The following is a 24,051-nucleotide window of genomic DNA, read 5'->3' on the forward strand; positions in this document are numbered from 1 at the left end:
GTTTTAAAAATGCCCCAACAACCATTGGACTGGCAACGTAAATTAGAACATGTTTTTTTAGCAGAGAAATATTATCAAGCCACTAATCCAGAATGGCAGAGAATGCGAATAGATCCGGTGACTCTTCCCAATTTAGCGATTAAAGAAGTTGACTTACGGACCTCATTTTTTAGTAATTTTACAGCCAATGCCCCAATTTATATTAATGCAATGACCGGTGGAGCTCCGCAAGTCAAAAATTTAAATGCGCAATTAGGCGCTTTAGCCGCCCAATTAAACTTACCAATCGCCGTGGGCTCAATGAGCAATTATTTAAAGTATCCCCAAAATCAAGATGTAATCGATTCTTATACAGTGGTTCGAAAAGCCAATCCTCAAGGAATGGTTTGGGCTAATCTTTCGGCTAAAGCTTCATGGCAAGAGGCGCAGCGTTGTATCGATTTAATTCAGGCGGATGCTTTACAAGTCCATTTGAATCCAGCTCAAGAATTAGTTATGGCTGAAGGTCACCAAGATTTTCGTTGGCAGGAAAATTTACGCGTTCTTTGTCAAAAAATAGCGGTACCTATAATTATCAAAGAAGTTGGTTTTGGGATGACTGGTAAAACAGTAACCCAATTAACTGAGCTTGGGGCCCAAGTAGTTGACGTTTCTGGAGTTGGGGGAACTAATTTTGCGCAGATTGAAAATGAACGAAATCCAGAGCATGATTATTCTTATTTACAAGATTGGGGTTGGACAACTTTAGAGTCGCTATTAGATCTACCAACTCTTCCCCTAACGAGTCAGATCTGGGCTTCTGGAGGGATTCGGACACCTTTAGATGCTCTCAAAAGCCTGATTTTAGGAGCCCAAGCGGTCGGTTTAGCCGCCCCCTTCTTGCATACTGTTCAACATCATGATTTAGCAACAGCTGTTACGATTTGGCAGACATGGTTGCAGCAATTACAGGAGTTAGTTGGTCTAGTCGGCTGTCGGCAAGTGTCAGAATTAACTCAAGTTACTTATCAGATCCGAGCATAGATAAAGTACTTCTTTAACCAGCCAGTCGGCTGGCTATTTTTTTCAAAATAAAAAAATCCCCTACTGTTAAGTATATTTCCAAATTCTCAATCTGATTATGATTGAAAACTGTTTGAGCTGAAAATAATTTTAAAAACTTCGGTAAAGGGAATTTTTATTCTAAATTAGATTAGGACTCGTTTATTTCTAAGGTTGGCGGAGACCTTTAGGTAAAAAGTTCTTTAATTGGTTTTGAACCACTTTCCCCCAAGCAAAAATTTTATTCTGATAGCTAACAGCAATCCAACCTTTAGGAAGGTTTTGGGTCAGAATCAAAGCTTCACCGTGGACGAAGTGTTGAAACTGGCTCGAATTTAAATCAAAAACTTGTTGGAATTGGTCGGGCCGTAAGGCAAGGACTAGAGCGTGATCAGGTTCAAAACGTTTCTTTTTGAAAGTTCCCAGTTTCAGGCCATTTCGCAAAACTTTGCTAGAAGCCAAAGTTTCGGGATTTAACGCCGGACAATAAAGATTATCTTGTTGACGCAACAGTTGAGGCCAAGAGATATTTTGCAGAGTTTGTTGTTCAAAGTCCTGCCATAATTGCTGGTCGGGCCAATTAGAGCGGTGATAAGGTTCCTGGGAGGACTGATAAGAAGAAGCAGTCTCAGTGCACTGTAACGCACAAATAAAATGACCTTCCCCAGCATAGTGTTGCGGAAATAACCGCCAAGCCTTTTTCAATTCCATTTGCTGATTGCCCCACTCTGGTCGTCCGGAGTCGACCCCTGCTGGACGGGGTAGATCTTGGACAGTTAGGGGGTAATTGTCTAACAACCAGGCAATGATTTGTTCATCTTCTTCGGGGGCAAAGGTACAAGTTGAATAGATAATCCTTCCCTGCGGAGCTAACATTTGCATAGCGGAAATGAGAATTTCTTGTTGACGCTGAGCGCATTGTTGCACCAGGTCTAAGGACCAATATTGCATTGCGGTCGGATCTTTACGAAAGAGTCCCTCACCTGAGCAGGGAGCATCGACTACAATACAATCAAAGAAATGGGGAAAAATAGCCGCTAGTTGAGCTGGACTATTGTTGGTAACTACTGTCTGGGTTAAGCCCCATCGTTCAACATTTGAAGAAAGAACGCGCGCTCGACTGTGATTAATCTCGTTAGCAATTAAAAGCCCTTGGTTATGCATTAAGGCAGCCAGCTGAGTCGTCTTCCCTCCCGGAGCTGCACAAAGATCCAAAACCCTTTCATGGGCTTGTGGTTGAGCTACTTGGGCGACATTCATGGCACTCGGATCTTGAGAATAGATCCACCCTGCGAGGTGATCAATACTATGCCCGTCGATTTTTCCGCGATAGCCATTGCTGACTTCGGTGATCGGCTGTGATAAATCTTCATTGACCTGCTCTAGTTGGGCCTTTTGGGGATTGAGACGAAAACCAGCCGTTGGAGCTTGTGCCAGGCTAGTCAAGAATTCTGGAGCTTGGCTAGCCAAAAGCCTTTGATATTTTTGAATGAAATCTGTTGGTAATGACATTAACTTATCCTTTGCGTGGTTTTGTGAAATTAAGTTGGAGTAAGACTTGAAGATTAAGCAAAATGAAAACTACGCCAAAGTAGAGAAAAAGATAACGCCAACTAATGATTTGAACTTTATTGAAAGCAATTAGTCCGGCAATGGCAAAGGTAATCACTTGTCCTAAGAAAAATTTAAACCAAGTCTCTAATTTGAAAGTTGATAGAAGACCGTTTTGTAAGGCGCTTGCTTTAACCGAATGAACCGCGGGAATTTGACTCAGCCAACCGAGAATTAAAATAACTAACGCCGTCACGCTTAAAGAACAAAGAGTGTCGCCCCAACGGGTCCACCAAGTTTGCTTAATATTATTAATTCGGTTGACCGATCGAGCCGGTTTGCGGGCGTGAAAAGCAGTTTGCAATTGTTTTAATTTCTGGGGATGATTCAAAATGGGACCGTCAACAACAATCTGATAATGGCGAATTTGGGTGCGGTTATTTTGTTGAGGTGATGCTGAAATAAAAATATGTTGGTTCAATTTATTATGATCATTAATTCCCGTAGCACCAATGACTGAATAGTAACGTTGTCCAATTTGATAATACCTTTGAGCTTGCGGATGGTAAGCTTTTTGGTATAAATCTTTTCCTAAGATAACAAAGGGAATTGGCGATTGGAAATCACTTTTGATGAAAAAGCGCCCTTTGGTTATTGGTGTAGAGCGTAAAACTTCAGGCATGTAGACGTAACTTACATTGGGATTTTTTTTCTGAATGAAATAGATTTGGAGTTGATCTAAATGGCGCTTCTGTAATTTTTGCAGAGCTTGGGGAATAGATTGCTGTGAACGAGATGGAAAAATAACCGCTCCTTCGCGGATATTCCCCCGTTCGAGGAGTCGTTGATAATTGCGGGTATCGCTATGAGATACTAAAACAGCACTCCAGACAAGAAAGATGATAATTAAGATATTATACAAGATAGTTTTTTTCATAAAGTCACCTAATTACAAATAAATGGTCTTTAATAAGATCTAAACTGGGATAGTAACGATTAATCTGAGCAATTCGCCGATCATAATGGAGCTGAGCTTGATCCCAGAAGAGTTGACTATTAGTTACCCCCCGGTATTCTCCAATTAACCAAAATTGGGGTCGAGGTTGAAGTTGGCGAATTGCTTGGAGCAGTTGCCAGTCAATTTCTTCTCGATCGGGACTCCAAGCTAGTAAAATCACATCAACTTGTTGCCCTTTCTCGAGAACGGCGGTCAGGGCATCTTGTTTTTGAACCGAAGTCCAAAGTTTACGGCCGGTCTTGCTAGTTTGGGCCCAAGAGAAATTATCAGTGGCATAAACCGTCTGTTGCTTTTGGCGGAGAGCCCAAGAGAGCATTCCGTTGCCACTCATTAATTCTAAATAACGGTAATGAGGAAATTCTTGGGTCCAGCAAGTAAGCATTGGTTGATTTAACAAGGCCCAAATTCCTAGTTCTTCTTGTAAATAATTGCGAAAATCACCTAAAAAACGGGCTAGATCTTCAATTTGTTCTTCTTTTTGACTCCAGTTCTTCCCTACCGAGAATTTGGAATTAGTTAAAAGCCGAGTTAAATCATCCGGGGTAACGTCTAAATTTGGTAAAATAAAAGTTGGTAACCGTTGTTGCCGGTAGGCAGCAATTGTTTGTGCTAATTGCTTTAAAAGAACTGAAAATTTAGGATCAGTTTGGAAAAGAGTTTGATAAAGTTGTAGTTTAGTTTCATAATCTATCGACATGAATTTTCCTCGGGAATTTTTTGTTCTTAACCTAGCAAAAGTGTATCATATGCTTGTATTGATTACCGCATAATAAAGTGAGGTGAAATGAATGGGCGCTGAAAAAAGTAGTTCAGGGACGGTTCGCTCATGGTTGATTTGGTTGGCTCAGACGATCGGCCTGTTGATTGTAATTTGGGGAGCTTTCTTTCTCTTAAATCGTTATTTGATTGACAATACCCGAGTTTCGGGAACATCGATGCAACCAACTTTTGAAGATAATGATCGGGCCATTGCTTGGCGTCATAGTAAAGTTAAAACCGGTGATGTGGTAGTCATCGATGCTCCAGATCAACCGGGAGCTTTTTATATCAAAAGAGTAATTGCTACTCCGCAGCAAACCGTAGTGGCGAAAGATAATCAGATTTATGTTAACGGTAAGAAACTTCAGCAAGATTATTTAAAGCCGGGATCTAAATTAGTTGATGATGGCACCGCCGGAGTTTATGGAACCAAGTATACAGATACGGATGACTTTAGCCTGCGAACCTTAGCTAAAAGTAGTTATTATCGAAAATTGTATACCCCGCAACAGCTCCAACAACTTCAAGCTACTAACCAAGTTCCCAAAGGCAGCTATTTCGTCATGGGAGATCACCGGAGTGTTTCCAAGGATAGCCGCTATATCGGTTTTATCCCTCGAGACAAGATTGAAGGTGTCGTTAAGGTGCGTTATTGGCCTTTAACGAGTTGGAAAATTTTTAATTAGGAACTAGCAAAATTGCCAGCCTCAGGCTTGGCAATTTTTTGTTGTCTGCAAGAGATAAAGAAAACTACTAAATAGGCGAATGAAAACTAAAATTTTCATTCACCTATTGGTAAATTGACGAGCGTTCCTAATTGTCAGGAGAATCTCTCTAAAGATCCTTAATGTTTATTCGTCAGACTTCAAAACTCCACCAACTGAATAGTGATCCGGTTGCATTTCATTGAGAACAATGTGGACATGTTCAGCCGGAGCTCCGGTATTTTTCATAATTGCTTGGGTGACATCAGCCACCATTTGTTTAAGTTGTTCCGGCTTACGACCGGCAATTAATTCAATATGAACTAAAGGCATAATTATTCTCCTTGCGTATTTAAACGACTGATTTCTAAAATGACATCGACCGCTTTATCCATGACCTGCTCGGACACATATTCAAAACGTCCGTGCATGTTTTCGGGACCCGCAAAGATATTGGGAGTCGGTAAACCCATGAAAGAAATGGTTGAACCGTCTGTGCCGCCCCGAACAGCAGTTTTATCCGGGACAATACCTAAATTGTGCATGGCTTTTTCGGCTAGTTGGACGACTTCCATATGGTCTTTAATCACTTCATACATATTATAATACTGATCATAAATTTTAGCTTGAATTGTTTGAGATCCATACTTTTGCTTCAATTTAGCGATAATTTGTTGCAGGAATTCTTTTCGTCTTTCTAGGCCTCCACGATCGAAATCCCGGATAATATAAGAGAGATTAGCTTGATCGACACTCCCTGTAAATTCAGTTAAAAAGTAGAAACCTTCCCGACCACTAGTCTTTTCTGGGACTTCATTAGCAGGAAGTTGACTTTGCAGCTCCATGCCGATCAAGCTGGCATTAACTAAAATATCTTTAGCTTCACTAGGATGGACATCTTTTCCCGTAATTTGAATTTTAGCAGCAGCGGCATTAAAGGTTTCATATTCAAGTTGACCTTCGCTACCACCGTCTACAGTATAGGCAAAGTCCGCTGCAAAAGCTGGAGCATCGAAGTTTTTAGCGCCCTTTCCTGTTTCTTCATCGGGGCTAAAGCCCAGGCGAAGAGTGCCATGTTCAATTTCTGGATGTTCCAGGAGATACTCTACTGCGGTGATAATTTCACTGACGCCAGCTTTGTCATCTCCTCCGAGTAAGGTTGTTCCATCAGTGGTAATTAAAGTTTGATCAGTATACTTCTTTAAGCTAGGAAAGACTTTAGGATCTAATTGATATTTACCTGCCGGATCAAGTTTGATAATTTGCTGGCCATCGTAGTCAGAAACAATCTGGGGGTTAACGTGTTCAGAATTGAAGTCTGCCGTGTCGACATGGGCTAAAAATCCAATTACCGGAACTTGTTTGGCAGTATTGGCTGGCAAAGTGGCTGTTAAATAACCGTTTTGCGAATTATAAACTACTTCTTGGAGACCAAGATTGGTTAGTTCAGTTGCTAGTTTTTTCAAAAAAATCACTTGGCGTTGCGTAGTGGGAACGGTGGTTGATTGTTCATCAGACCGAGTATTTTGGCGAACATAGCGTAAAAAGCGTTCTTCTAGTTGAGGATATTTCATTTCTTAAACTCCTAAAAAATAAATTGGAATGGTTCGGTATTTGCCTGAGCGACTTGGACTTCAATTTGCCAGTCAGCCGCTTGCGCCCAGCTTTTAATTAAAGACTGCATCTGATCTTGGAAGATTACTTCAATGTGGTGTCCTGGATCAATCACACTCAAGTTAGTTGTTAACATTTCATGAGCCGTATGGTAGTAAACATCACCCGTAATTAGAACTTCTAGACCACGGGCCACGGCTTGGGGATAAAATTTACCACCATCACCACCCAAAAATCCGATCTTACGGACAATTTGTTCCGGCTGCTTACTAATCAAACGGAGCCCACTTAGTTGGAATTTTTGGCGAACGAGGCGAGCTAACTCTTGAACTGATAAGGCGCTAGGAAGAAGTCCCCAGCGACCTAGAGGAATCCCATCTTGGTCAGTTCCCCAAGTTTGAATCTCTTGTAAGCCTAATTTTTGCGCCAACCAGTCGTTCATTCCGCCGGTGGCTTTATCCACATTAGTATGGGCTGCGTAAACCGTAATTTGGTGTTGGAGCAGTTGCGCGTACATTTGATTTTGGGGATCACGAGTATCTAGATTAGTCGCTGGATGAAACATTACCGGATGATGAGCCACGATTAGGTCAACTTGCTGGTCAATCGCTTCTTGAACGACCTCCGGACGAACGTCTAAAGTTGTTAAGACCTTGTGAACCGGTAAATCAGGATTCCCTAATTGAAGCCCCGTAGGATCATGAGCTATTTTAATCGCTAAAGGAGCAAGTTTTTCGATTCGTTCGATAATCATGGTTGCCGTAGGAATCATTTTAAAACCTCCTCAATTTCTTGAATTCGTTGCTGGGCCCAAGCAATCTTTGCGGGCTCTTGTTTTTGAGCATGCTGCAAATTTTGGTACATAAATTTCGTTCGTTGAAGTTTGTCACGCCATTTATTGAGAAAAACCGAACTTCTTTCAGCCAATAATTTGGGGCCAAATAAAAGTTCTTGAGAAGTCAAAAACACTGCTTGCTCAACTTTTTCAGCCCGGATAATTTCATAAATATGGCCATCTTCTTGAACCAAGCATTCAGCCGTAATTTGCCAATGATGTTGACTAAGCCACAAGCGAACTTGAGGTTCATCGTTATTGGCTTCTAAAATCAAACAGGAAATTGAAGCTAGAGCGGCAATTCCTTGCGTCAAAATACGAGTAATCAATTGCCCGCCCATCCCCGCAATAATCACGACTTCTACTTGGTCAGCCTCAGTTAAGCCCTGTAAGCCGTCGGCTTGTCGGGTCTGAATCACTTTTCCTAAGTTAGCATCCGCAATGTTTTGTTGGGAAATTGCTAAAGGTCCGGGAGCGATTTCACTGGCAATAGCCCGTTGAGTCTGGTGTTCTTGGACTAAGGTGATGGGAACAAAAGCATGATCTGATCCAATATCAGCGACACAAGTTGTTGAAGGAACCAATGAAATAATGGTTTGAAGACGGTGGGATAGTTTCGGCATACAAAACTCCTTTAATTATGTAAACCTAACTCAATTGAGTTAGGGAGTAAACTTAACTTTTAATCTAAAAAGTCGCGTAATTGTTTGGAACGAGAAGGATGTCGGAGTTTTCTTAAAGCTTTCGCTTCAATTTGGCGAATCCGCTCACGGGTTACACCGAAAACTCGACCAACTTCCTCTAAGGTTCTAGTTCGACCATCATCCAACCCAAAGCGCAAGCGTAAAACATTTTCTTCTCGATCGGTCAAAGTGTCGAGGACATTTTCCAATTGTTCTTTGAGTAATTCATAAGAAGCATGATCTTCGGGACTAGTAGCTTCATTATCTTCAATAAAGTCACCCAAATGAGAATCGTCTTCTTCCCCAATTGGAGTTTCCAAGGAAACTGGTTCTTGAGCAATTTTGAGAATATCGCGGACCTTGGAAGTCAAAATTTCCATTTCGGCGCCAATTTCCTCTGGCGTCGGTTCCCGACCTAAATCTTGCAGTAGTTGCCGCTGAATCCGAATCAGTTTATTGATGGTTTCGACCATATGCACTGGAATTCGGATGGTCCGCGCTTGGTCAGCAATGGCACGGGTGATGGCCTGACGAATCCACCAAGTAGCATAAGTTGAAAACTTGAATCCCTTCCGGTAATCAAATTTCTCAACCGCCTTCATCAAGCCCATATTTCCTTCCTGAATTAAATCCAAGAAGTGCATTCCCCGACCAACATAACGTTTAGCAATTGAAACCACTAACCGCAAGTTAGCTTCCGCCAATTGTTGCTTGGCTTCTTCGTCACCGTCTTCAATTCTTTGGGCTAAGTCAACTTCTTGTTGGGCATTTAATAAAGGAACCCGACCAATCTCTTTCAAATACATTCGGACAGGATCGTTAATCTTAATACCCGTCGGAGCTGACATGTCAGTTAATTCGTGATTGTTGACCTCTTTTTGGCTTTTTAGGGCTAATTGACTAGGATCACCGTTTTGGTCGACAACGCTAATGCCGCGATCTTGTAAATGTTCAATTAACTCTTCAATTGAGTCTCCCTTCAAGGCAAAAGGTTTCACGAGGCGCTCTTCTAAGACACTATCAGCAACCTTCTTATCGGCCTTATATTCTTTAATTAAGCTATTGGTTGCTTTTTCAAGTTCTTTGCTTGATTTGACGACACTCTTTTTTTTCTTATTCTCCATCCAAAAGCTCCTTTTTTTCTGCGTGATCAATTTGCTGGCGCAAAGTAATCAGTTTCAGGGTAAATTCCAGTTCTTGTTGCGAGTCACCAATTTGGGCGGCTTGCTGGATCTTTTGTTGATATATCCGTAATTGTTGCTCCTCCGAATTTGCCTGTAAATTATTGATATAATCTTGGACTTCAGCTTCAGAGTAACTGGCCGGACGAGGCATCATTTCAATCGTGGTTACCAAGTTGCGCAGATTTTCAGGAATTAGATCTATAAATTGAGCAACAGTTAATTGATCTTGAGTCAGACTAGCCCGCAACCAAACATCAAAAATTTCTTGATATTGCTCGTGCACAAAATGAAAATTATTTTGCCGGTCCAAGATGTTAATTACCTCGGGAAAGTGAAAAACAATCTGTAATAAATTTCTCTCTGACTTTTCTATCCGGTCCAAATGACTATACTCTAAATCTCGATTCGGAGCAGCTTCTTGGGCTTGTTTAGTTAGACCTTCTTGGGCTAAAGGTTGCAGCAGCTTTTGACTTTTGATTTGATCAGCCAATTCTTGTTGCACTGCCGTTACTGAAAGTTGCAGACGTTCAGCTAGTTGACGGACGTATAGTTCTTGTTCAACAGGTGACTGCACCGGAGCTAAATATTTTAAAGCCGAATTGAGAAAGTCAACTTTTTGTAAATCATTACTGAGGTCATATTGTTGACTGAGAAACTCAATCATAAAGGCTACCGGGCTCAAAGACTTATGCTGAACTAATTTGACAAAAGCATCTCCACCCTGTTTTTTAATAAATTCATCTGGATCTTGTCCACCGGGAAGAACTACAACTCCAACTTCCAAGTTAGTTTCTTGCAGTAATTTTAAAGCTCGCTGGGCGGCTTTAATTCCTGGAGCATCTCCATCATAACAGATAATCAAACGATGGGTTAGACGTTGGAGTAGATAGATCTGTTCACTAGTTAAACTAGTCCCCATGGAAGCCACGCCATTTTTAAGACCGGCTTGATAAGCACTAATCACATCCATGAAACCTTCGAATAAAACAACTTCCCCTTGTTTGCGAATCGCGGTTTTGGCGGCAGCAAGATTGAAGAGGGTTTTACTCTTATGAAAGATTTCTGTTTCCGGGCTATTTAAATATTTTCCCACTGGTCGATCAGGCGGTGGTGGTTGCAATAGCCGTCCTGAGAAGGCGATCGTCTTTCCACTTTGATCGGTCACGGGAAAAACGACCCGATCTTGAAAACGATCGTAAAACTGACCTTGATCACTTTCTGTAAAAAGTCCAGAACGTTGTAGTTCTGGGGTTGATTTAGACTTCTCCTGGAAAAAACTCCAAAGAATCTGAGATTGATCTGGAGCATAGCCAATTTGAAAGTGTTCAATCGTCTCATCAGTCAACTGTCGTTGATGCAGATATTCCAGAGCAGAAACTCCAGCTTGAGTTCGTAGGAGAATATGATGGTAAAAATCCTGGGCGGCTTGATAGTCCTGTTTTAGAATGGCATGCGGCTCTGAACTATGATCAGAGGGAGCCTGATAATTCGCTGGCAAGGAAATCCCACTAAAGTCTGCGACTTTTAAAACGGCTTCCGGGAAATTCAGATCTTCCATATCCATTAGAAACTTATAGACGTTACCCCCCCGTCCACAACTGAAACAATGGAAAATTTGTTTACTTTCAGAGACCGAAAAACTAGGAGTTTTTTCTTCGTGAAAAGGACATAAGCCAAACAGATTCTGACCAGATTTCTTCAGCTGTACGTAAGGCTCAATTACATCCGCGATATTGGTTTGTTGGCGAACTTCTTCAATGAAGTCTTCCGGAATTTTAGTAACCAGTAGTCACACCTCCCGCCCTAAGCGAAAAGAGAGCCGCATTAAAAATGCGACTATCTCTCCTTATAAATATAATACTATAACTATACACCTAATCACCAGTTATGGTAAAGCAATTTAACCGGTGATTTATTTAATAACCAGCTGATTCAAGTCACCTAAGCTGTTAATCAATTGGGCTAATAATTGGAGCTGTTTAAGGCGATTAGCCCGAATTTTTAAGTCGGAATCGAGAATCATATTGGCGTCGAAATAAGCAGTAATCGTTGGTTGTAAGGCAATTAAAGCGGCGAAACGATCCGGAGCTTCCAACTGGGAAAATTGTTCTTGTAATTTTTGAACAGCTTGGTAAAGATCTGTTTCTGTAGAATCAACGAAGAGCCCAGAATCAACCGCTTGCGGCAGATCAGCAGTCTGATTTTGTTGGGTTAGATGTAAAACTCGCGTCAAAGCTTCCATGCTTGGCTTATAAACAGCAGTCTCTTGAGCGGCTTGAATACTTTGAGCTAAAGTAAGCATCGTTACGGGGTCAACTTTTGAATTAGCAACTACGGCTTCAATGACACCATGATTAATGTTTCGGGGAGCTAAGAATTGTCGGACCCGATCTTGGAAGAAGGTCGTCAGTTCTGCTTGGTGCTTTTGATAATCAAAGTTTCCTGGAAGTTGAGCAGCTTGATAAGCGGCACTAATCTCAGTTTGTAACTCTTGTAAGTCGAGATGCCAATTTTGCGCTTGGAGAATCCTGATTAAACCGTAAGCCTGACGCCGTAAACCATAAGGATCATTAGAACCAGTGGGGAGTAAATCAACGGCGAAGAAACTCATTAGACTTTCTAACTTGTCAGCTAAAGAAAGAATCTCTCCGGTTCGCGATTGCGGTAAGTCTCCTTCGGCAGCGGTTGGCAGATAGTGTTCACGAATGGCTTGAGCAACGGTTGGTTTCTCACCAAAAATCAGAGCATATTTTTCGCCCATGACGCCTTGGAGTTCAGAAAATTCTCCAACCATATCGGTAACTAAATCAAACTTGTAAATTTCAGCAGCCCGTAAAACATCAGCAGTAGTCGAACCATCAAGCTTGAGCTTTTGCGCTAAAAGTTGAGCAATTACTTTGGTCCGCGCCATCTTGGCGCTCATCGAACCAATTTTATCGTGGAAAGTAACATTTTCCAATTGAGATACGTAATCTTGCAAGCTTCGCTTTTGATCTTCCGCAAAGAAGAAGGCGGCATCTTCTAAACGAGCAACGAGAACTTTCTCGTTACCGGCAATAACATTGTTTAAATCGTTTTGATTGCCATTACGCACGCCGATGAAGTAAGGAGCAAGTTTTCCTTCTTGATCACGGACGTAGAAGTAACGTTGATTATCTTTCATTGAGGTAATCAGGACCTCTTCCGGGATTTGGAGATACTTGGGGTCGAATTGACCTGCAAAAGCGGTCGGAAATTCCACTAAATTAGTTACTTCTTCTAATAGATCTGGATCTAAATTGATTTGCCATTGGTGTTGGCTAGCCAGTTGTTGAATTTGCTTTTTAATTTCCGCTTTACGTTGGTGAGCATCAGCAATTACAAATTCTTGTTCCAAAGCGGTCGGATAGTCACTAGCCTGAGCTAAGGTAATTGGTCCCCCTAAGAAGCGATGTCCCCGGGTTTGATTCCCCGCCTGGAGATTTAGAAATTTAAAGTCCAGAATTTGATTATCCAGAAGAGCGACAATCCAATGTAAGGGACGAATAAATTCAAAATTAAATTTATTCCATTTCATCCGCGTTGGGAAAGTCAGATCAGAAATTACCGTGGTTAGTCCAGGAAGAACACTGGCAGCACTTTGGCCAGCGATATGCTTCTTTACATAAGCGTATGGTGTTCCCTTAAAATCTTGGAAAAAGATACTCTCAACGCTAGCACCCTGTCCCCGAGCAAAACCTTGCGCTGCTTTACTCCAATTTCCGGCAGCATCTTGGGCAATCTTTTGGGCGGGGCCTTTCATTTCTAGATCTTGATCAGCTTGTTTGTCAGCCAAGTCATGAATTAAAAGGGATAGCCGACGCGGAGTTGAAAATTGTTCAATCTTACCATGAGTTAACTTTTGGTCATCTAAAAAGGCAGCAACTTTTTGAGCAAATTGCTTTTCAGCCGCCGTTACAACGTGAGCTGGCATTTCTTCAAGACCTAATTCAAATAAGAAAGTTTTAGTCATTTGCTTGCTCCTCCTTGAAAAGTTTTTCTCGGCTGGCCTCATCCAATAAAGGAAAACCACGTTTCTTACGTTCGGCGACGAAGGCCTGAGCAATTTGATGGGCCATGGTCCGAATTCGATGCATGTAGCCGGCTCTTTCGGTAACGGAAACCGCTTTTCGTGCATCTAATAGATTAAAGGTATGACTACATTTAAGAATATAATCATAAGCTGGATGAACTAAACCAGCTTTAATTAACCGCTTAGCTTCGGTTTCGTAAGCATTGAAAAAGTTCAGTAACATTTCTTGATCGCTAGCTTCAAAAGCATACTTCGAATGTTCATATTCGGGTTCTTGGAAGATATCGCCGTAACGAACGCCATTGCCCCACTCTAAATCGAAAACAGAATCTACATTTTGGATATATGAAGCTAGTCTTTCAACACCATAGGTAATTTCACTAGTTACCGGAGAGGCGGTTAATCCACCAACTTGTTGGAAATAGGTAAACTGGCTGACTTCCATTCCATCTAGCCAAACTTCCCAACCGACCCCAGCACAGCCCATAGAAGGATTTTCCCAGTTATCTTCTACAAAACGAATATCATGTTCTAATGGATTAATTCCTAGAGCCTTAAGACTATCAAGATAGTAATCTTGAATTTCTAAGGGTGAAGGTTTCATCACTACTTGGAATTGATGATGTTGATACAAACGATTGGGATTATCCCCGTAGCGACCATCATCTGGTCGTCTTGAAGGTTCTACGTAAGCTGCATTCCAAGGTTCTGGTCCAATAGCCCGTAAAAAAGTATATGGACTCATGGTTCCAGCTCCCTTTTCTGTATCGTAAGCCTGCATTAACATGCAGCCTTTACTGCTCCAGAATTTTTGGAGCGTAAGGATCATTTCCTGAACATTCAGTGCTTTTTCCACCTGTCTACCTCATTTCTGATTGCATAAAAAAAGTCCCTTATGCAATCAATAATTGCATAGGGACGAGAGTTCTCGCGGTTCCACCCTACTTCAGGTCTGAGACCTGCACTTCATTAGAATGTTAAATTTAAGAAATAAAACGACCATTTTTAAAACGTGCTCGCACTATCCACGCTCGCTGAAACTTCCATTGTGCATTTTATCATTCCGCACCAACTTGTCAAGAATCCAATTGCCACTTATACATGGAGTCAAGAAACTTCTTACTACGGGGATAGATTCCCACGTGATCACGATAAATTAAATCTAGGATCTGGCGTAATTGGACTTTAGTTGCAGAGGTTACTTTGATACTATGCACTCGGTCAAGAGCTAAACGCGAGAATAAACGCAAGTAAGTAACCGTTTTGGGATCCAAGTGTAAACGATGCTCATCTTGTGACCAATGCTTTTGGCATAAAATTCCACTATAAACTAGTGAAAAATCAAACTTCCCCGTGGTCTCTGGTCCCAAAACACAATGTTGCCACTGGGGTGCAACTCCTAAGGGCTGGAGTAACTGGACAGCAATAATATCAGTAATGATTTCTGGATCTAAACCTTGGTCAATTAACTGAGTCGCTGTTAAAATTTGGTGAAACCAACGAGGATAAGCCCGCTTGGCGGTTAAAGACCGCAAAACCAAATCGTTAAGATAGGTAACGTAGGCGTTCTTGGTAATATCTTGACTAATTTTTGCAAATTGATGCAAGTTTTGAGCAGATTCTAGATAAGAAAAACCACGATCATTGAGGGTTCCTTGATAAGTTCCCGTAGTAAAGATCAGACCTAAAGCCCTTTTTTTAGAAGTTAATTTCTTAGTTCCTCTTAGTAAAAAAGTTAAAATACCAAAACGGTCAGTAAATAAATAAACCAACTGATCGTTCTCGTGATAATCTTGCGTACGTAAAACTAGACCCTGGAATTCTTGGTGACGCTGTAAAGTCATCTATTTTAAATCCTTTGAAGAATAACCGATGCGGGCTAAGAAAAGTGGATCATTGCGCCAATTTTTTTGGACCTTAATCCAGAGTTTCAGATTGATCTTTTCCGCCAAGAGATTTTCAATTTTTCGACGCGACCGAATGCCGATCTGTTTCAGCATTTGCCCCTGATTACCAATCAGAATTTTCTTTTGGCTAGCTCGTTCGACATAAATTGTCACTTCTACTTGGCGTTTATTGTTTTCATATTGATTCATTTGTTCAACAACTACAGCCACAGCATGCGGAACCTCCTGGCGCGCCAATTCCAAAATCTTTTCACGGATAATTTCGGCGACAATGAAGTATTCTGGATGGTCGCTAAGTTGGTCTTGGGGGTAATAGGCCGGACCAGCCGGTAAATGTTCCCCTAGAGTTTGTAAAAGCTCAGGAACATTGTTTCCTTGCGTTGCCGAAATCGGAAAAATATCAGTCCAATCAACTAGTTGCCGGTACTGATCCAATAACGGCAAAAGCCGGTCTGGATGAATGAGGTCGATTTTATTAATGACCAAAATAATTGGTTGAGAACGCCCCTGTAATTGAGCGACTAGCTTGCTGTCGGGAGCCGGAATGGAATCCTTGGCACTAACCATCCATAAAATTAAATCAACATCTTTTAGCGTTGAAAAGGCTGCTAAATCCATATATTGATCAAGTTCGTTTTTAGGATCGTGGACCCCAGGAGTATCTAAAAAAATAATTTGTTGCTGATCATCAGTATAGATACCTTGAATCTTATTGCGTGTTGTCTGTGCTTTAGGTGAAGTAATCGCGATTTCAGTCCCTAGAATTCGATTCATAAAGGTTGATTTTCCGACATTAGGAGCACCAATAATGCTGACAAAGCCCGAGCGAAAAGAATCTTTAGTCATGATCGAGATCCTCCGCGTCAAAGGCTCCGGGTAATAATTCTTGAACTGTCATTTTAGCCACCTGCTGATTTTGATTAGTTAAGTAAACTGGCATTTCTGGAGTACAGAATTCACTGATTACTTGTCGACAAGCACCACAAGGTGAAATAACTTCATCGGTTACACCGGTTACTAAAAGGGCCTTAAAATCGCGGTGACCTTGAGCCACGGCTTGAAAAATCGCGGTCCGTTCGGCACAATTAGTTAAACCGTAAGAAGCATTTTCGATATTGCAGCCGGTAATAATTTGATCATCGGTCGTTAATAAGGCTGCCCCAACGGGAAAATGGGAATAAGGAACATAGGCTTGGTCAAGCAATTTGGTCGCCGCAGACAATAGTTGAGCAACTGACATAAAAATTCCTCCTAACGCTGTAATTGAGCTTCCTGCAAAATTTTTTCTTGTAAGGCAAACATTTCCTGAGCTGCCTGGGATTCAATATGGTCAAATCCTGACAGATGTAAGAGACCATGGACGACTGTATAGCCGAATTCTCTCTCGACAGAATGACCGTACTCTTGAGCATGAGCTTGGACGACTTCAGGACAGATAAAAAGGTCCCCTAGATTACGTGGTAGACCAAACTCTTCTTCCAAAGCACGCGTCTTAATCCCCGCGTCGTCACCATCCTCTAAGGCAAAGCTAATTACATCTGTCGGTTTGTCGGTTGCTCGATAGCGGCGATTGAGCTGTTGAATTCCAGTTGCCGTACAAAAGGTTAAAGACATTTCTGTATCGGCAGCTAAATTAATCTCTTGCGCTCCCAAGCGAATTAAATCTTGGGCTAATTTTAAATGAGAAGCAGATACTAATTCGTGTTCATCATAAATCTCTAAATCCATTATTTATTCCTCATATCTTGTTGAGCATAAGCGGTAATAATTTCCGCAACGACCGGGTGACGAACAACATCGTTAGCCTGAAATTCAACCAAGCCAATTCGGGGTAAATTTCGTAAGATTTTCGTTGCCGTTAACAGACCACTTTGGGTGTGGCGGGGCAAGTCAATTTGGGTTAAGTCCCCATTGACAACCATTTTGGAACCAAATCCTAGACGAGTCAAAAACATCTTCATTTGCGCCCCGGTTGTATTTTGAGCTTCGTCTAAAATTACGAAAGCTTCATCCAGCGTTCTCCCGCGCATATAAGCCAAAGGAGCAACTTCAATTATTTGCCGGTCGAGTAAGCGTTGAGTATGTTCTCGACCTAAAATATCGTATAAAGCATCATAGATTGGCCGAAGGTAGGGATCGACTTTTTCCTTTAAGTCCCCTGGTAAAAAACCTAAACTTTCGCCGGCTTCGACTGCTGGTCGAGTGAGAATCAGGCGTTTAACCTGCCCCTTTTTCAAGGCGGCAACAGCCATGACTACAGCCAGATAGGTTTTCCCAGTTCCAGCAGGGCCTAAGCCTAAGGTTAAGTCACATTTTTTAATGGTTTGTAAATATTTACGCTGTCCTAAATTACGGACTCGAATAGCTCGTCCATGGGCATTACGGAGAATTACCTCATTATATAAATCTGAAAAATATTCTAATTCACCAGCTTGGGCCATTTGAATAGCACTGATGAAATCAACTTCTCCAATTTGAATTCCTGTATGTTGGAGTTTGATTAAAGTTTGTAAAACTTGGATTGCTAAATGGACGCTGGGTTGATCCCCCGAAAAATCGATCCGTTCGCCAAAGCCATGAACTTGCAGCTGAAATTTAGTGGCCAATAATTGGAGGTTACTATCGTTAACTCCCAAAACGATTTGATCATCGCGAGTTGGTAAAGTAAATGACTGTGTTATTTGTTCTCCCAAGACTCTAACCCCTATCATGAATAATAGTAATCATTAGTTCCATTATAAACGAAGATAAAAGAAAAAGGTTAAAGTGTTTCACCACTTCAACCTTACTTGAGTAATTCTTTTACAATCTTATTTACGAGCTGACCATCCGCTTTACCTTTTAATTCAGGCATTACGGCTTTCATTAACCGACCAAAATCAGCTTTAGTCGTTGCTTGTAGTTCTTGAGCCTTCTGGTTCACAAACTGCTGCACTTCATCTGCTGATAATTGCTGCGGCATATACTTCTCAAGTACTGCCATCTGCGCTTTGGTTTGATCAACTAAGTCTTGTCTTTGCCCTTGGATAAATTGTGCCAAAGAATCTTTCTGCTGCTTCATTTGTGAAGCCACTACTTGGGCTTCTTCTGCGGCAGTCAACTCATGTCCCAGTTCGATTTTTTTATTCATCAAACCTGATTTAAGCATTCTGATAACCGATAATGAAGTCTTATCATGACCCTTCATTGCAAGCTTCATATCAATCATTAACTGATTAGTAAGGGACATTAACATCACACCTCAATCTTAACGTCGTTTCCTCTTCTTATTACGCTTGCGAGCGGCTTCAGATTTTAATTTACGTTTCACACTAGGCTTCTCGTAAAACTCACGTTTGCGATATTCTTGAAGAGTACCACTCTTAGAAACAGAACGTTTAAACCGACGAAGAGCATCATCAAGAGACTCGTTCTCACGAACAACTGTCCTAGCCATATGATATCCCTCCTTCCGATTATTAACGTAACTATTATTTGAAACAGTTCCTACACAGTATAACAAAAAATGAGCAAAGTTGGAATAATAAATTCTATAGTTCAGCTAGCTTTTTTTTTTAGAACATGCTACTTTTAGAAAAGAATGGATGGTGAAGACAATGAAACAAGCAGTTTATGCAATTTCAGATTCCTCTGGGGAAACATCTGCCGGTTTTTCGCGCTCCATGATGGCCCAGTTTCCCGAAATAGAAATCAAGCAACGGCGCTTTGGCTTTGTCCAAACGACGGCTGAGCTAAATCATATCTTGCAACAAGCAGTGGTAGAAGATGCAATTTTATTTTATACCTTGAGTCACCGAGAACTTGATGAGATCGTTAAAGATTTTACTCATCGAAATAATTTATTAGCTTTTGATATTTTAAATCCTTATCTTGATCGGATTGGTCAACGATTCCAACAGCATCCAAGTCACGAAATTGGCGCCGCTCGGAAATTAAATGCTCAATATTTTGATCGTATTGCCGCCATTGATTTTGCTGCTGAAAATGATGATGGTAAGAATCCCCGGAGTATGCTTCATGCCGACGTAGTTTTATTAGGAATTTCGCGAACTTCTAAAACCCCTCTCTCCTTTTTCTTAGCTAATCAACATATTAAAGTTACTAATTTACCCTTAGTTCCCCAAGCGCAATTGCCACCAGAATTATGGCAAGTAGATCCCAAAAAGATTGTCGGTTTAACTAATGATGAAGAAGTCCTGCAAAAGATTCGTCAAGAAAGAATGCTAGCTTATGGACTACAGGCAACGACAGCCTATTCAGACACCGCAAAAATTCAGGCGGAACTTGATTATGCCGACCAACTTTATCAGAAGTTAAATTGTTTGGTAATTAATGTCGCCAACAAATCAATTGAAGAAGTGGCTTCAATTATTACCAGTGAATTAAAACTGCCAATTTAAAGTAAATATCCAAATAAAAACAAGGTCAGATCTTGTGCTGTTAGAAAAATTCTATCGGCACTTTTTATTTTGATTTTTGAGAATCAAAAATCAGTGCTCAACAAATACCCCTAGAGTCGTTTCCAACTCTGGGGGTAAATGTCATTTTTGTAAGGTTCACTTTGAAAAAAATAGTAATTTGCAACTAAGAGTTAGCGATAATTAATTTTTCTTGCATCTCAGGATCAAACCTTTGTTCAGTCAACATTTTAATTTCAGCAGCATACGGAGCCGCTGACTTTTTTCGATCTTGATCAACTAAGACATAAGGTGTTTCCATAATCTTGGGGACTTTTTCTAATTGAGGATGATGACAAATATAATTTAAACTCTGAAAACCGATGGTTCCAAAGCCGATGTTGGTATGGCGATCCTTATGTGACCCTTGCGGATTTTTCGAGTCATTTAAGTGAATCATCTGTAAGCGATCCAAGCCAATAATTCGATCAAATTCCTCTAAAACTTCATCGAAATTATCTTTAATTGGATAACCAGCATCACTCGCATGACAGGTATCTAGGGTAATCGCTAGTTGTTCGTTATGAGGCGTTAAGTCAATAATTTGCGCTAATTGTTCAAAATTAGTTCCGACTTCGGTCCCCTTTCCCGCCATGGTTTCTAGAGCAATTTTAACTTGGTTTTTTGTCGCTGCTAGAACTTCATCAAGACCATGAGCGATTGAATGAATGGCCTTGTCGGCTCCCAAACCAACGTGGGCTCCAGGATGAAAGCTCAAAGTCGTAATTCCTAAGGCCTCACAACGTTGAATTTCATCTTTCATAAATTCAATTCCAAATTCGTACTGTTCACTTCTTTTGGTATTTCCTAAATTAATAATATAAGGCGCATGACCCATAATAAATTGGGGGCCATGTTCTTTGATATAAGTTTGACCAGCAGAGATATTCATCTGATCAACTGTTTTCCGCCGAGTATTTTGCGGAGCCCCTGTGAAAATCATCATGGCATTAGCTCCATAACTGACGGCTTCTTGGGCGGCTCCTAAAAGCATCTTTTTTCCGCTCAGACTAACGTGTGAACCTAAAATCATTGTTGACCTCGATATTTTTTAATAGATATGTTCTTGATAAAAACGTCCGAGAATCATCTCGGCTTTGGTAATGCTGACAAAGGCATTCGGGTCGGCAATTTGGAGAGCCATTTGAAAATCACGGAGTTCATAACGGGAAATAACTGTAAAAAGCATCGTCTTGGGACGATGACGGTAAGCCCCTTCTACATTGTGAACGATGGTAATTCCCCGACGCATCTCATCTTGAATCTGATGAATAACTTGTTCTGGATTGGAGGTAATGATAATTACCTGAAGTTTGCGATCGCGGGTATATAAAGCATCAATCACGCGACCGTTAACAAAAATTCCCAAAATAGTATAAAAAGCATAGACCCAGCCAAAAAGAAAACCAGCACCAGCAACAACGATGGTATTAAAAGCGATGTTAATCGAACCTACGCTTTTTCCCCAACGTTTGCGGAGAACGATACCAATAATATCTAGTCCCCCCGTCGACATTTCATTTTTAAGCGCCAGTCCGGTTCCAAAGCCATTGAATAATCCCCCAAAAATAGCACAAATAATGGGATCAAATTGAACTTTAACCGGCGGTAAAGTACGCATTAAAATGGTCGAGAAACAAACTGCAATTACGGTAAAAACGGTAAAATTATGACCGATCTTTCGCCACGATAAAATCAAAAGCGGAAAATTAAGGGCCGCATAAAGCAAAGGGATTCCGATGTGAAATGGAAGCCAGCGTTGACTGACAGATGATAGTAACTGAGCCACTCCCATGATTCCCGAACCATAGATATGCCCCGGTGTCCAAAAGATATTGACAGCTAAGGCCACACAAAGGGAGTAAACTACGGCCACGGAAAGGCGAGTAACATTACGGTAGCGTTTGACGATTTGTTCTAATTCGTTCATTAATATATAAATCCTTTACGATTGATTACTGTTACACTTTAACACATTCTGTACGTAATCACGGCGGGAATTTATTTTTCAATTTCGGCGAGATAATCGCCATAGCCTGCGGAAACCATTTGGTCAAGGGGAATAAATTTTAAGGCTGCAGAATTAATACAGTAGCGTAAGCCTCCTTGATCTTGGGGTCCATCGGTAAAGACATGACCGAGATGCGAATCGGCTTGCGGACTGCGGACCTCGATTCTTTCCAAACCATGAGATTGATCGCGTTTTTGTTGTAATTTAGTAATCGGTCGAGAAAAAGCAGGCCAACCACAGCCTGAATTGTATTTAGCAGTGGAAGCAAACAAGGGCTCTCCACTGACAACATCAACATAAATTCCGGGTTCAAAGTTTTGATCGTACTCATTGTGAAATGCTGGTTCGGTTCCGTTTTCTTGAGTCACCGCGTATTGTTCTGGTGTTAACGCCTTTTTTTCTGATTCATACATTAAAAAACACCTCCTAGTTAGTTATTATAACTAACTTGGCGGTGTTCGAAAAGAAAGTGCTTTAATCGGTAATCTTTAGATGGAGATCATTTAATTGAGCTTGAGCAACAATTGACGGAGCCTTGGTCATCGCTTCAGTAGCCTTGGAATTCTTAGGAAAGGCAATCACATCCCGAATATTTTGCCGATGGGCCAGTAACATTGCGAAACGATCTAAGCCAATTGCTAATCCTCCATGAGGTGGGAAACCATACTCTAAAGCATCAAGGAGAAAGCCAAACTGCGCTTGGGCTTGTTCTGGTGTAAAGCCAAGTGCCTTGAGCATCTTTTCTTGAATTGAGCGTTGATGGATCCGGATTGATCCCCCACCTAACTCGTAGCCATTTAAGACAATATCATAACTTTGGGCATGAGCTCGATGCGGATCAGTATCAAGTAAAGCTACATCTTCTTCATTAGGCATCGTGAAGGGATGGTGGGCACTGATCCAACGTTGATCGCCTTCATCATATTCAAATAAAGGCCAATCTACTACCCAGAGGAAATTATATTGATCTTCTTGATATAAGTTTAATTCCTGAGCAAAGTGGGTCCGTAAATAACCTAAAGCCGCGGCACAGACCTTCTTGCTGGCAGCAACAAAGAGGACCAAGTCATTGTCAGCGAGACCTAATCTTTGAATTAATTGTTCAGTTTGTGGTTTTAAGAATTTAGCGGCGGGACCAGTAAGTTGATCTTCAGCCACTTTTACCCAAGCTAGTCCTTGTGCATGGAAACGTTTGATATACTCTTGTTGTTCTTCAATCTTCTTACGGGAGTATTGATTAGCTGCGTTCTTGATTACAATGGCTTTAACTTGTCCGCCTTGGGCAAGAGCCTGCTGGAAAACCTTAAAGTCACTGTCTTGGAATAAGGGACTCAGATCTTGTAATTCCATCCCATAACGGGTATCGGGCTTATCGGAACCAAAGCGATCCATGGCCTCATTCCAAGTAATTCTTGGGAATGGCAACGAAACTTTAATTCCTTTGGTGTCTTCCATGACTTGGGCAATTAAACCTTCAGTATAATCTTGAATTTGTTCAGCACTTAAAAAGCTAGTTTCTAAGTCAATTTGGGTAAATTCTGGTTGCCGGTCACCCCGCAAGTCTTCATCACGGAAACACCGCGCAATTTGGTAATATTTATCAAATCCTGCTCCCATCAGCAGTTGTTTAAATAACTGTGGTGATTGGGGTAAAGCATAAAAGCTTCCCGGATAAACCCGCGAAGGAACTAGATAATCTCGAGCTCCTTCTGGAGTTGACTTGGCTAAATCTGGAGTTTCAATATTAATGAAGCCCTGTTGATTTAAATAATTATGCGTCGTCGCCATAATCTGGGAGCGAAGGCGTAAACCCTGCTGCATTTCGGGACGACGTAAATCTAAATAACGATATTTTAATTTAGTATCTTCTGTAGCTTCGACTTGATCTTCGATTTGAAAAGGAATTACTTTGGATTCATTCAAAACCGTTAGTTGTTGAACTTCAACTTCAATTTTTCCCGTTTTCATATCAGGATTGATATTCTGTTCTTGACGAGCAACGACTTGACCGGTAATTTGAATTACATATTCAGCATGGAGCTGGCTGGCAGTCGTAAAAATAGCTTCGTCCGTTTTTTGATTGAAAACTAACTGAACCAAACCTTCTCGATCACGTAAATCCACAAAAATTAAATTACCTAAGTTTCGTTGAGTTTGCACCCAACCAGCTAAAGTAACCTCTTGTTCTAAATATTTCTCGGTAATTAAACCACAATAATTGGTTCGCTTCATTCTT

25 protein-coding genes are annotated in these 24,051 nt (G+C 41.1%); 3 read left to right on the plus strand and 22 right to left on the minus strand.

Annotation, left to right across the window (positions count from 1 at the left end; genetic code table 11):
• The first annotated feature begins 9 nt into the window (after window positions 1-9).
• Window positions 10-1,023 (plus strand): type 2 isopentenyl-diphosphate Delta-isomerase, encoded by a 1,014-nt coding sequence (gene fni / locus HU830_RS01205; protein ID WP_176941993.1) that lies wholly within the window; start codon window positions 10-12, stop codon window positions 1,021-1,023.
• A gap of 186 nt (window positions 1,024-1,209) precedes the next feature.
• On the opposite strand, the gene HU830_RS01210 is transcribed toward fni, so the two are convergent.
• The 3 genes from HU830_RS01210 to HU830_RS01220 are packed head-to-tail and all read right to left on the minus strand — an operon-like array spanning window position 1,210 to window position 4,307.
• Complete coding sequence (locus HU830_RS01210) at window positions 1,210-2,553, minus strand: RsmB/NOP family class I SAM-dependent RNA methyltransferase (RefSeq protein ID WP_176941994.1); 1,344 nt, start codon at window positions 2,551-2,553, stop codon at window positions 1,210-1,212.
• Between the two features lie 4 nt (window positions 2,554-2,557).
• Entirely contained in the window at window positions 2,558-3,529 is a 972-nt protein-coding gene (locus tag HU830_RS01215) for a hypothetical protein (protein ID WP_176941995.1), read from the minus strand.
• Window positions 3,530-3,533: 4 nt separating this feature from the next.
• On the minus strand, window positions 3,534-4,307 hold the full coding sequence (locus HU830_RS01220; protein ID WP_176941996.1) for a hypothetical protein: 774 nt from the start codon (window positions 4,305-4,307) through the stop codon (window positions 3,534-3,536).
• Window positions 4,308-4,398: 91 nt separating this feature from the next.
• Here HU830_RS01220 and lepB point away from each other — a divergent pair, with 91 nt between their 5' ends.
• Window positions 4,399-5,055 (plus strand): signal peptidase I, encoded by a 657-nt coding sequence (lepB, locus tag HU830_RS01225; RefSeq protein WP_176941997.1) that lies wholly within the window; start codon window positions 4,399-4,401, stop codon window positions 5,053-5,055.
• 165 nt (window positions 5,056-5,220) lie between these two features.
• Here lepB and HU830_RS01230 read toward each other — a convergent pair whose 3' ends face one another.
• The 15 genes from HU830_RS01230 to rpsU all read right to left on the minus strand — a co-directional run bounded on the left by HU830_RS01230 (window position 5,221) and on the right by rpsU (window position 18,783).
• On the minus strand, window positions 5,221-5,406 hold the full coding sequence (locus HU830_RS01230) for a 2-hydroxymuconate tautomerase (RefSeq protein WP_176941998.1): 186 nt from the start codon (window positions 5,404-5,406) through the stop codon (window positions 5,221-5,223).
• Window positions 5,407-5,408: 2 nt separating this feature from the next.
• Window positions 5,409-6,647 (minus strand): peptidase T, encoded by a 1,239-nt coding sequence (gene pepT, locus HU830_RS01235; RefSeq protein WP_176941999.1) that lies wholly within the window; start codon window positions 6,645-6,647, stop codon window positions 5,409-5,411.
• A gap of 11 nt (window positions 6,648-6,658) precedes the next feature.
• Window positions 6,659-7,459, minus strand: a complete 801-nt coding sequence (locus HU830_RS01240) for a Nif3-like dinuclear metal center hexameric protein (protein WP_228765677.1) — start codon at window positions 7,457-7,459, stop codon at window positions 6,659-6,661.
• Window positions 7,456-8,145, minus strand: coding sequence for a tRNA (adenine(22)-N(1))-methyltransferase (locus tag HU830_RS01245; protein ID WP_176942000.1), 690 nt, complete (start codon window positions 8,143-8,145; stop codon window positions 7,456-7,458). Before HU830_RS01245 ends, HU830_RS01240 begins: the two co-directional genes overlap by 4 nt.
• A gap of 59 nt (window positions 8,146-8,204) precedes the next feature.
• The gene (gene rpoD / locus HU830_RS01250) at window positions 8,205-9,329 is read right to left on the minus strand and encodes an RNA polymerase sigma factor RpoD (RefSeq protein WP_176942001.1); all 1,125 of its coding nucleotides are present in this window, start codon (window positions 9,327-9,329) and stop codon (window positions 8,205-8,207) included.
• Window positions 9,319-11,175, minus strand: a complete 1,857-nt coding sequence (dnaG, locus tag HU830_RS01255; RefSeq protein ID WP_176942109.1) for a DNA primase — start codon at window positions 11,173-11,175, stop codon at window positions 9,319-9,321. Before dnaG ends, rpoD begins: the two co-directional genes overlap by 11 nt.
• A gap of 126 nt (window positions 11,176-11,301) precedes the next feature.
• Window positions 11,302-13,380: a glycine--tRNA ligase subunit beta gene (gene glyS / locus HU830_RS01260; protein WP_176942002.1), complete on the minus strand. Its 2,079-nt coding sequence runs from the start codon at window positions 13,378-13,380 to the stop codon at window positions 11,302-11,304.
• The gene (gene glyQ, locus HU830_RS01265) at window positions 13,373-14,269 is read right to left on the minus strand and encodes a glycine--tRNA ligase subunit alpha (RefSeq protein WP_194946704.1); all 897 of its coding nucleotides are present in this window, start codon (window positions 14,267-14,269) and stop codon (window positions 13,373-13,375) included. The genes glyS and glyQ overlap by 8 nt, the downstream gene beginning before the upstream one ends.
• Before the next feature lie 247 nt (window positions 14,270-14,516).
• Window positions 14,517-15,284, minus strand: a complete 768-nt coding sequence (gene recO / locus HU830_RS01270) for a DNA repair protein RecO (protein ID WP_176942004.1) — start codon at window positions 15,282-15,284, stop codon at window positions 14,517-14,519.
• A complete protein-coding gene (gene era / locus HU830_RS01275; RefSeq protein ID WP_176942005.1) occupies window positions 15,285-16,193 on the minus strand; it encodes a GTPase Era in 909 nt (302 codons plus the stop codon).
• Window positions 16,186-16,587, minus strand: coding sequence for a cytidine deaminase (locus HU830_RS01280; RefSeq protein ID WP_176942006.1), 402 nt, complete (start codon window positions 16,585-16,587; stop codon window positions 16,186-16,188). Before HU830_RS01280 ends, era begins: the two co-directional genes overlap by 8 nt.
• An 11-nt stretch (window positions 16,588-16,598) precedes the next feature.
• The gene (gene ybeY, locus HU830_RS01285; RefSeq protein WP_176942007.1) at window positions 16,599-17,075 is read right to left on the minus strand and encodes an rRNA maturation RNase YbeY; all 477 of its coding nucleotides are present in this window, start codon (window positions 17,073-17,075) and stop codon (window positions 16,599-16,601) included.
• A complete protein-coding gene (locus HU830_RS01290) occupies window positions 17,075-18,040 on the minus strand; it encodes a PhoH family protein (protein WP_228765679.1) in 966 nt (321 codons plus the stop codon). The genes ybeY and HU830_RS01290 overlap by 1 nt, the downstream gene beginning before the upstream one ends.
• A gap of 92 nt (window positions 18,041-18,132) precedes the next feature.
• Window positions 18,133-18,576 carry a GatB/YqeY domain-containing protein gene (locus HU830_RS01295; protein ID WP_176942009.1) on the minus strand — a complete coding sequence of 148 codons (444 nt, stop codon included), beginning with the start codon at window positions 18,574-18,576 and terminating at the stop codon, window positions 18,133-18,135.
• A gap of 18 nt (window positions 18,577-18,594) precedes the next feature.
• Window positions 18,595-18,783, minus strand: coding sequence for a 30S ribosomal protein S21 (gene rpsU, locus HU830_RS01300; protein ID WP_176942010.1), 189 nt, complete (start codon window positions 18,781-18,783; stop codon window positions 18,595-18,597).
• Between the two features lie 160 nt (window positions 18,784-18,943).
• Between rpsU and HU830_RS01305 the strand changes: the two genes are divergently transcribed.
• Window positions 18,944-19,747 carry a pyruvate, water dikinase regulatory protein gene (locus tag HU830_RS01305; protein ID WP_228765681.1) on the plus strand — a complete coding sequence of 268 codons (804 nt, stop codon included), beginning with the start codon at window positions 18,944-18,946 and terminating at the stop codon, window positions 19,745-19,747.
• A gap of 184 nt (window positions 19,748-19,931) precedes the next feature.
• Here the strand turns inward: HU830_RS01305 and HU830_RS01310 are convergent, their stop codons facing one another.
• The 4 genes from HU830_RS01310 to aspS form a co-directional block, all read right to left on the minus strand.
• On the minus strand, window positions 19,932-20,837 hold the full coding sequence (locus HU830_RS01310) for a deoxyribonuclease IV (RefSeq protein WP_176942012.1): 906 nt from the start codon (window positions 20,835-20,837) through the stop codon (window positions 19,932-19,934).
• Window positions 20,838-20,855: 18 nt separating this feature from the next.
• On the minus strand, window positions 20,856-21,734 hold the full coding sequence (locus tag HU830_RS01315; protein ID WP_176942013.1) for a YitT family protein: 879 nt from the start codon (window positions 21,732-21,734) through the stop codon (window positions 20,856-20,858).
• A 71-nt stretch (window positions 21,735-21,805) separates the two neighbouring features.
• The gene (gene msrB / locus HU830_RS01320; protein WP_176942014.1) at window positions 21,806-22,228 is read right to left on the minus strand and encodes a peptide-methionine (R)-S-oxide reductase MsrB; all 423 of its coding nucleotides are present in this window, start codon (window positions 22,226-22,228) and stop codon (window positions 21,806-21,808) included.
• Window positions 22,229-22,289: 61 nt separating this feature from the next.
• Complete coding sequence (aspS, locus tag HU830_RS01325) at window positions 22,290-24,047, minus strand: aspartate--tRNA ligase (protein ID WP_176942015.1); 1,758 nt, start codon at window positions 24,045-24,047, stop codon at window positions 22,290-22,292.
• Between the last annotated feature and the right edge of the window lie 4 nt (window positions 24,048-24,051).

The sequence above is a fragment of the Bombilactobacillus apium genome (assembly GCF_013385145.1).
Lineage (GTDB): Bacteria > Bacillota > Bacilli > Lactobacillales > Lactobacillaceae > Bombilactobacillus > Bombilactobacillus apium.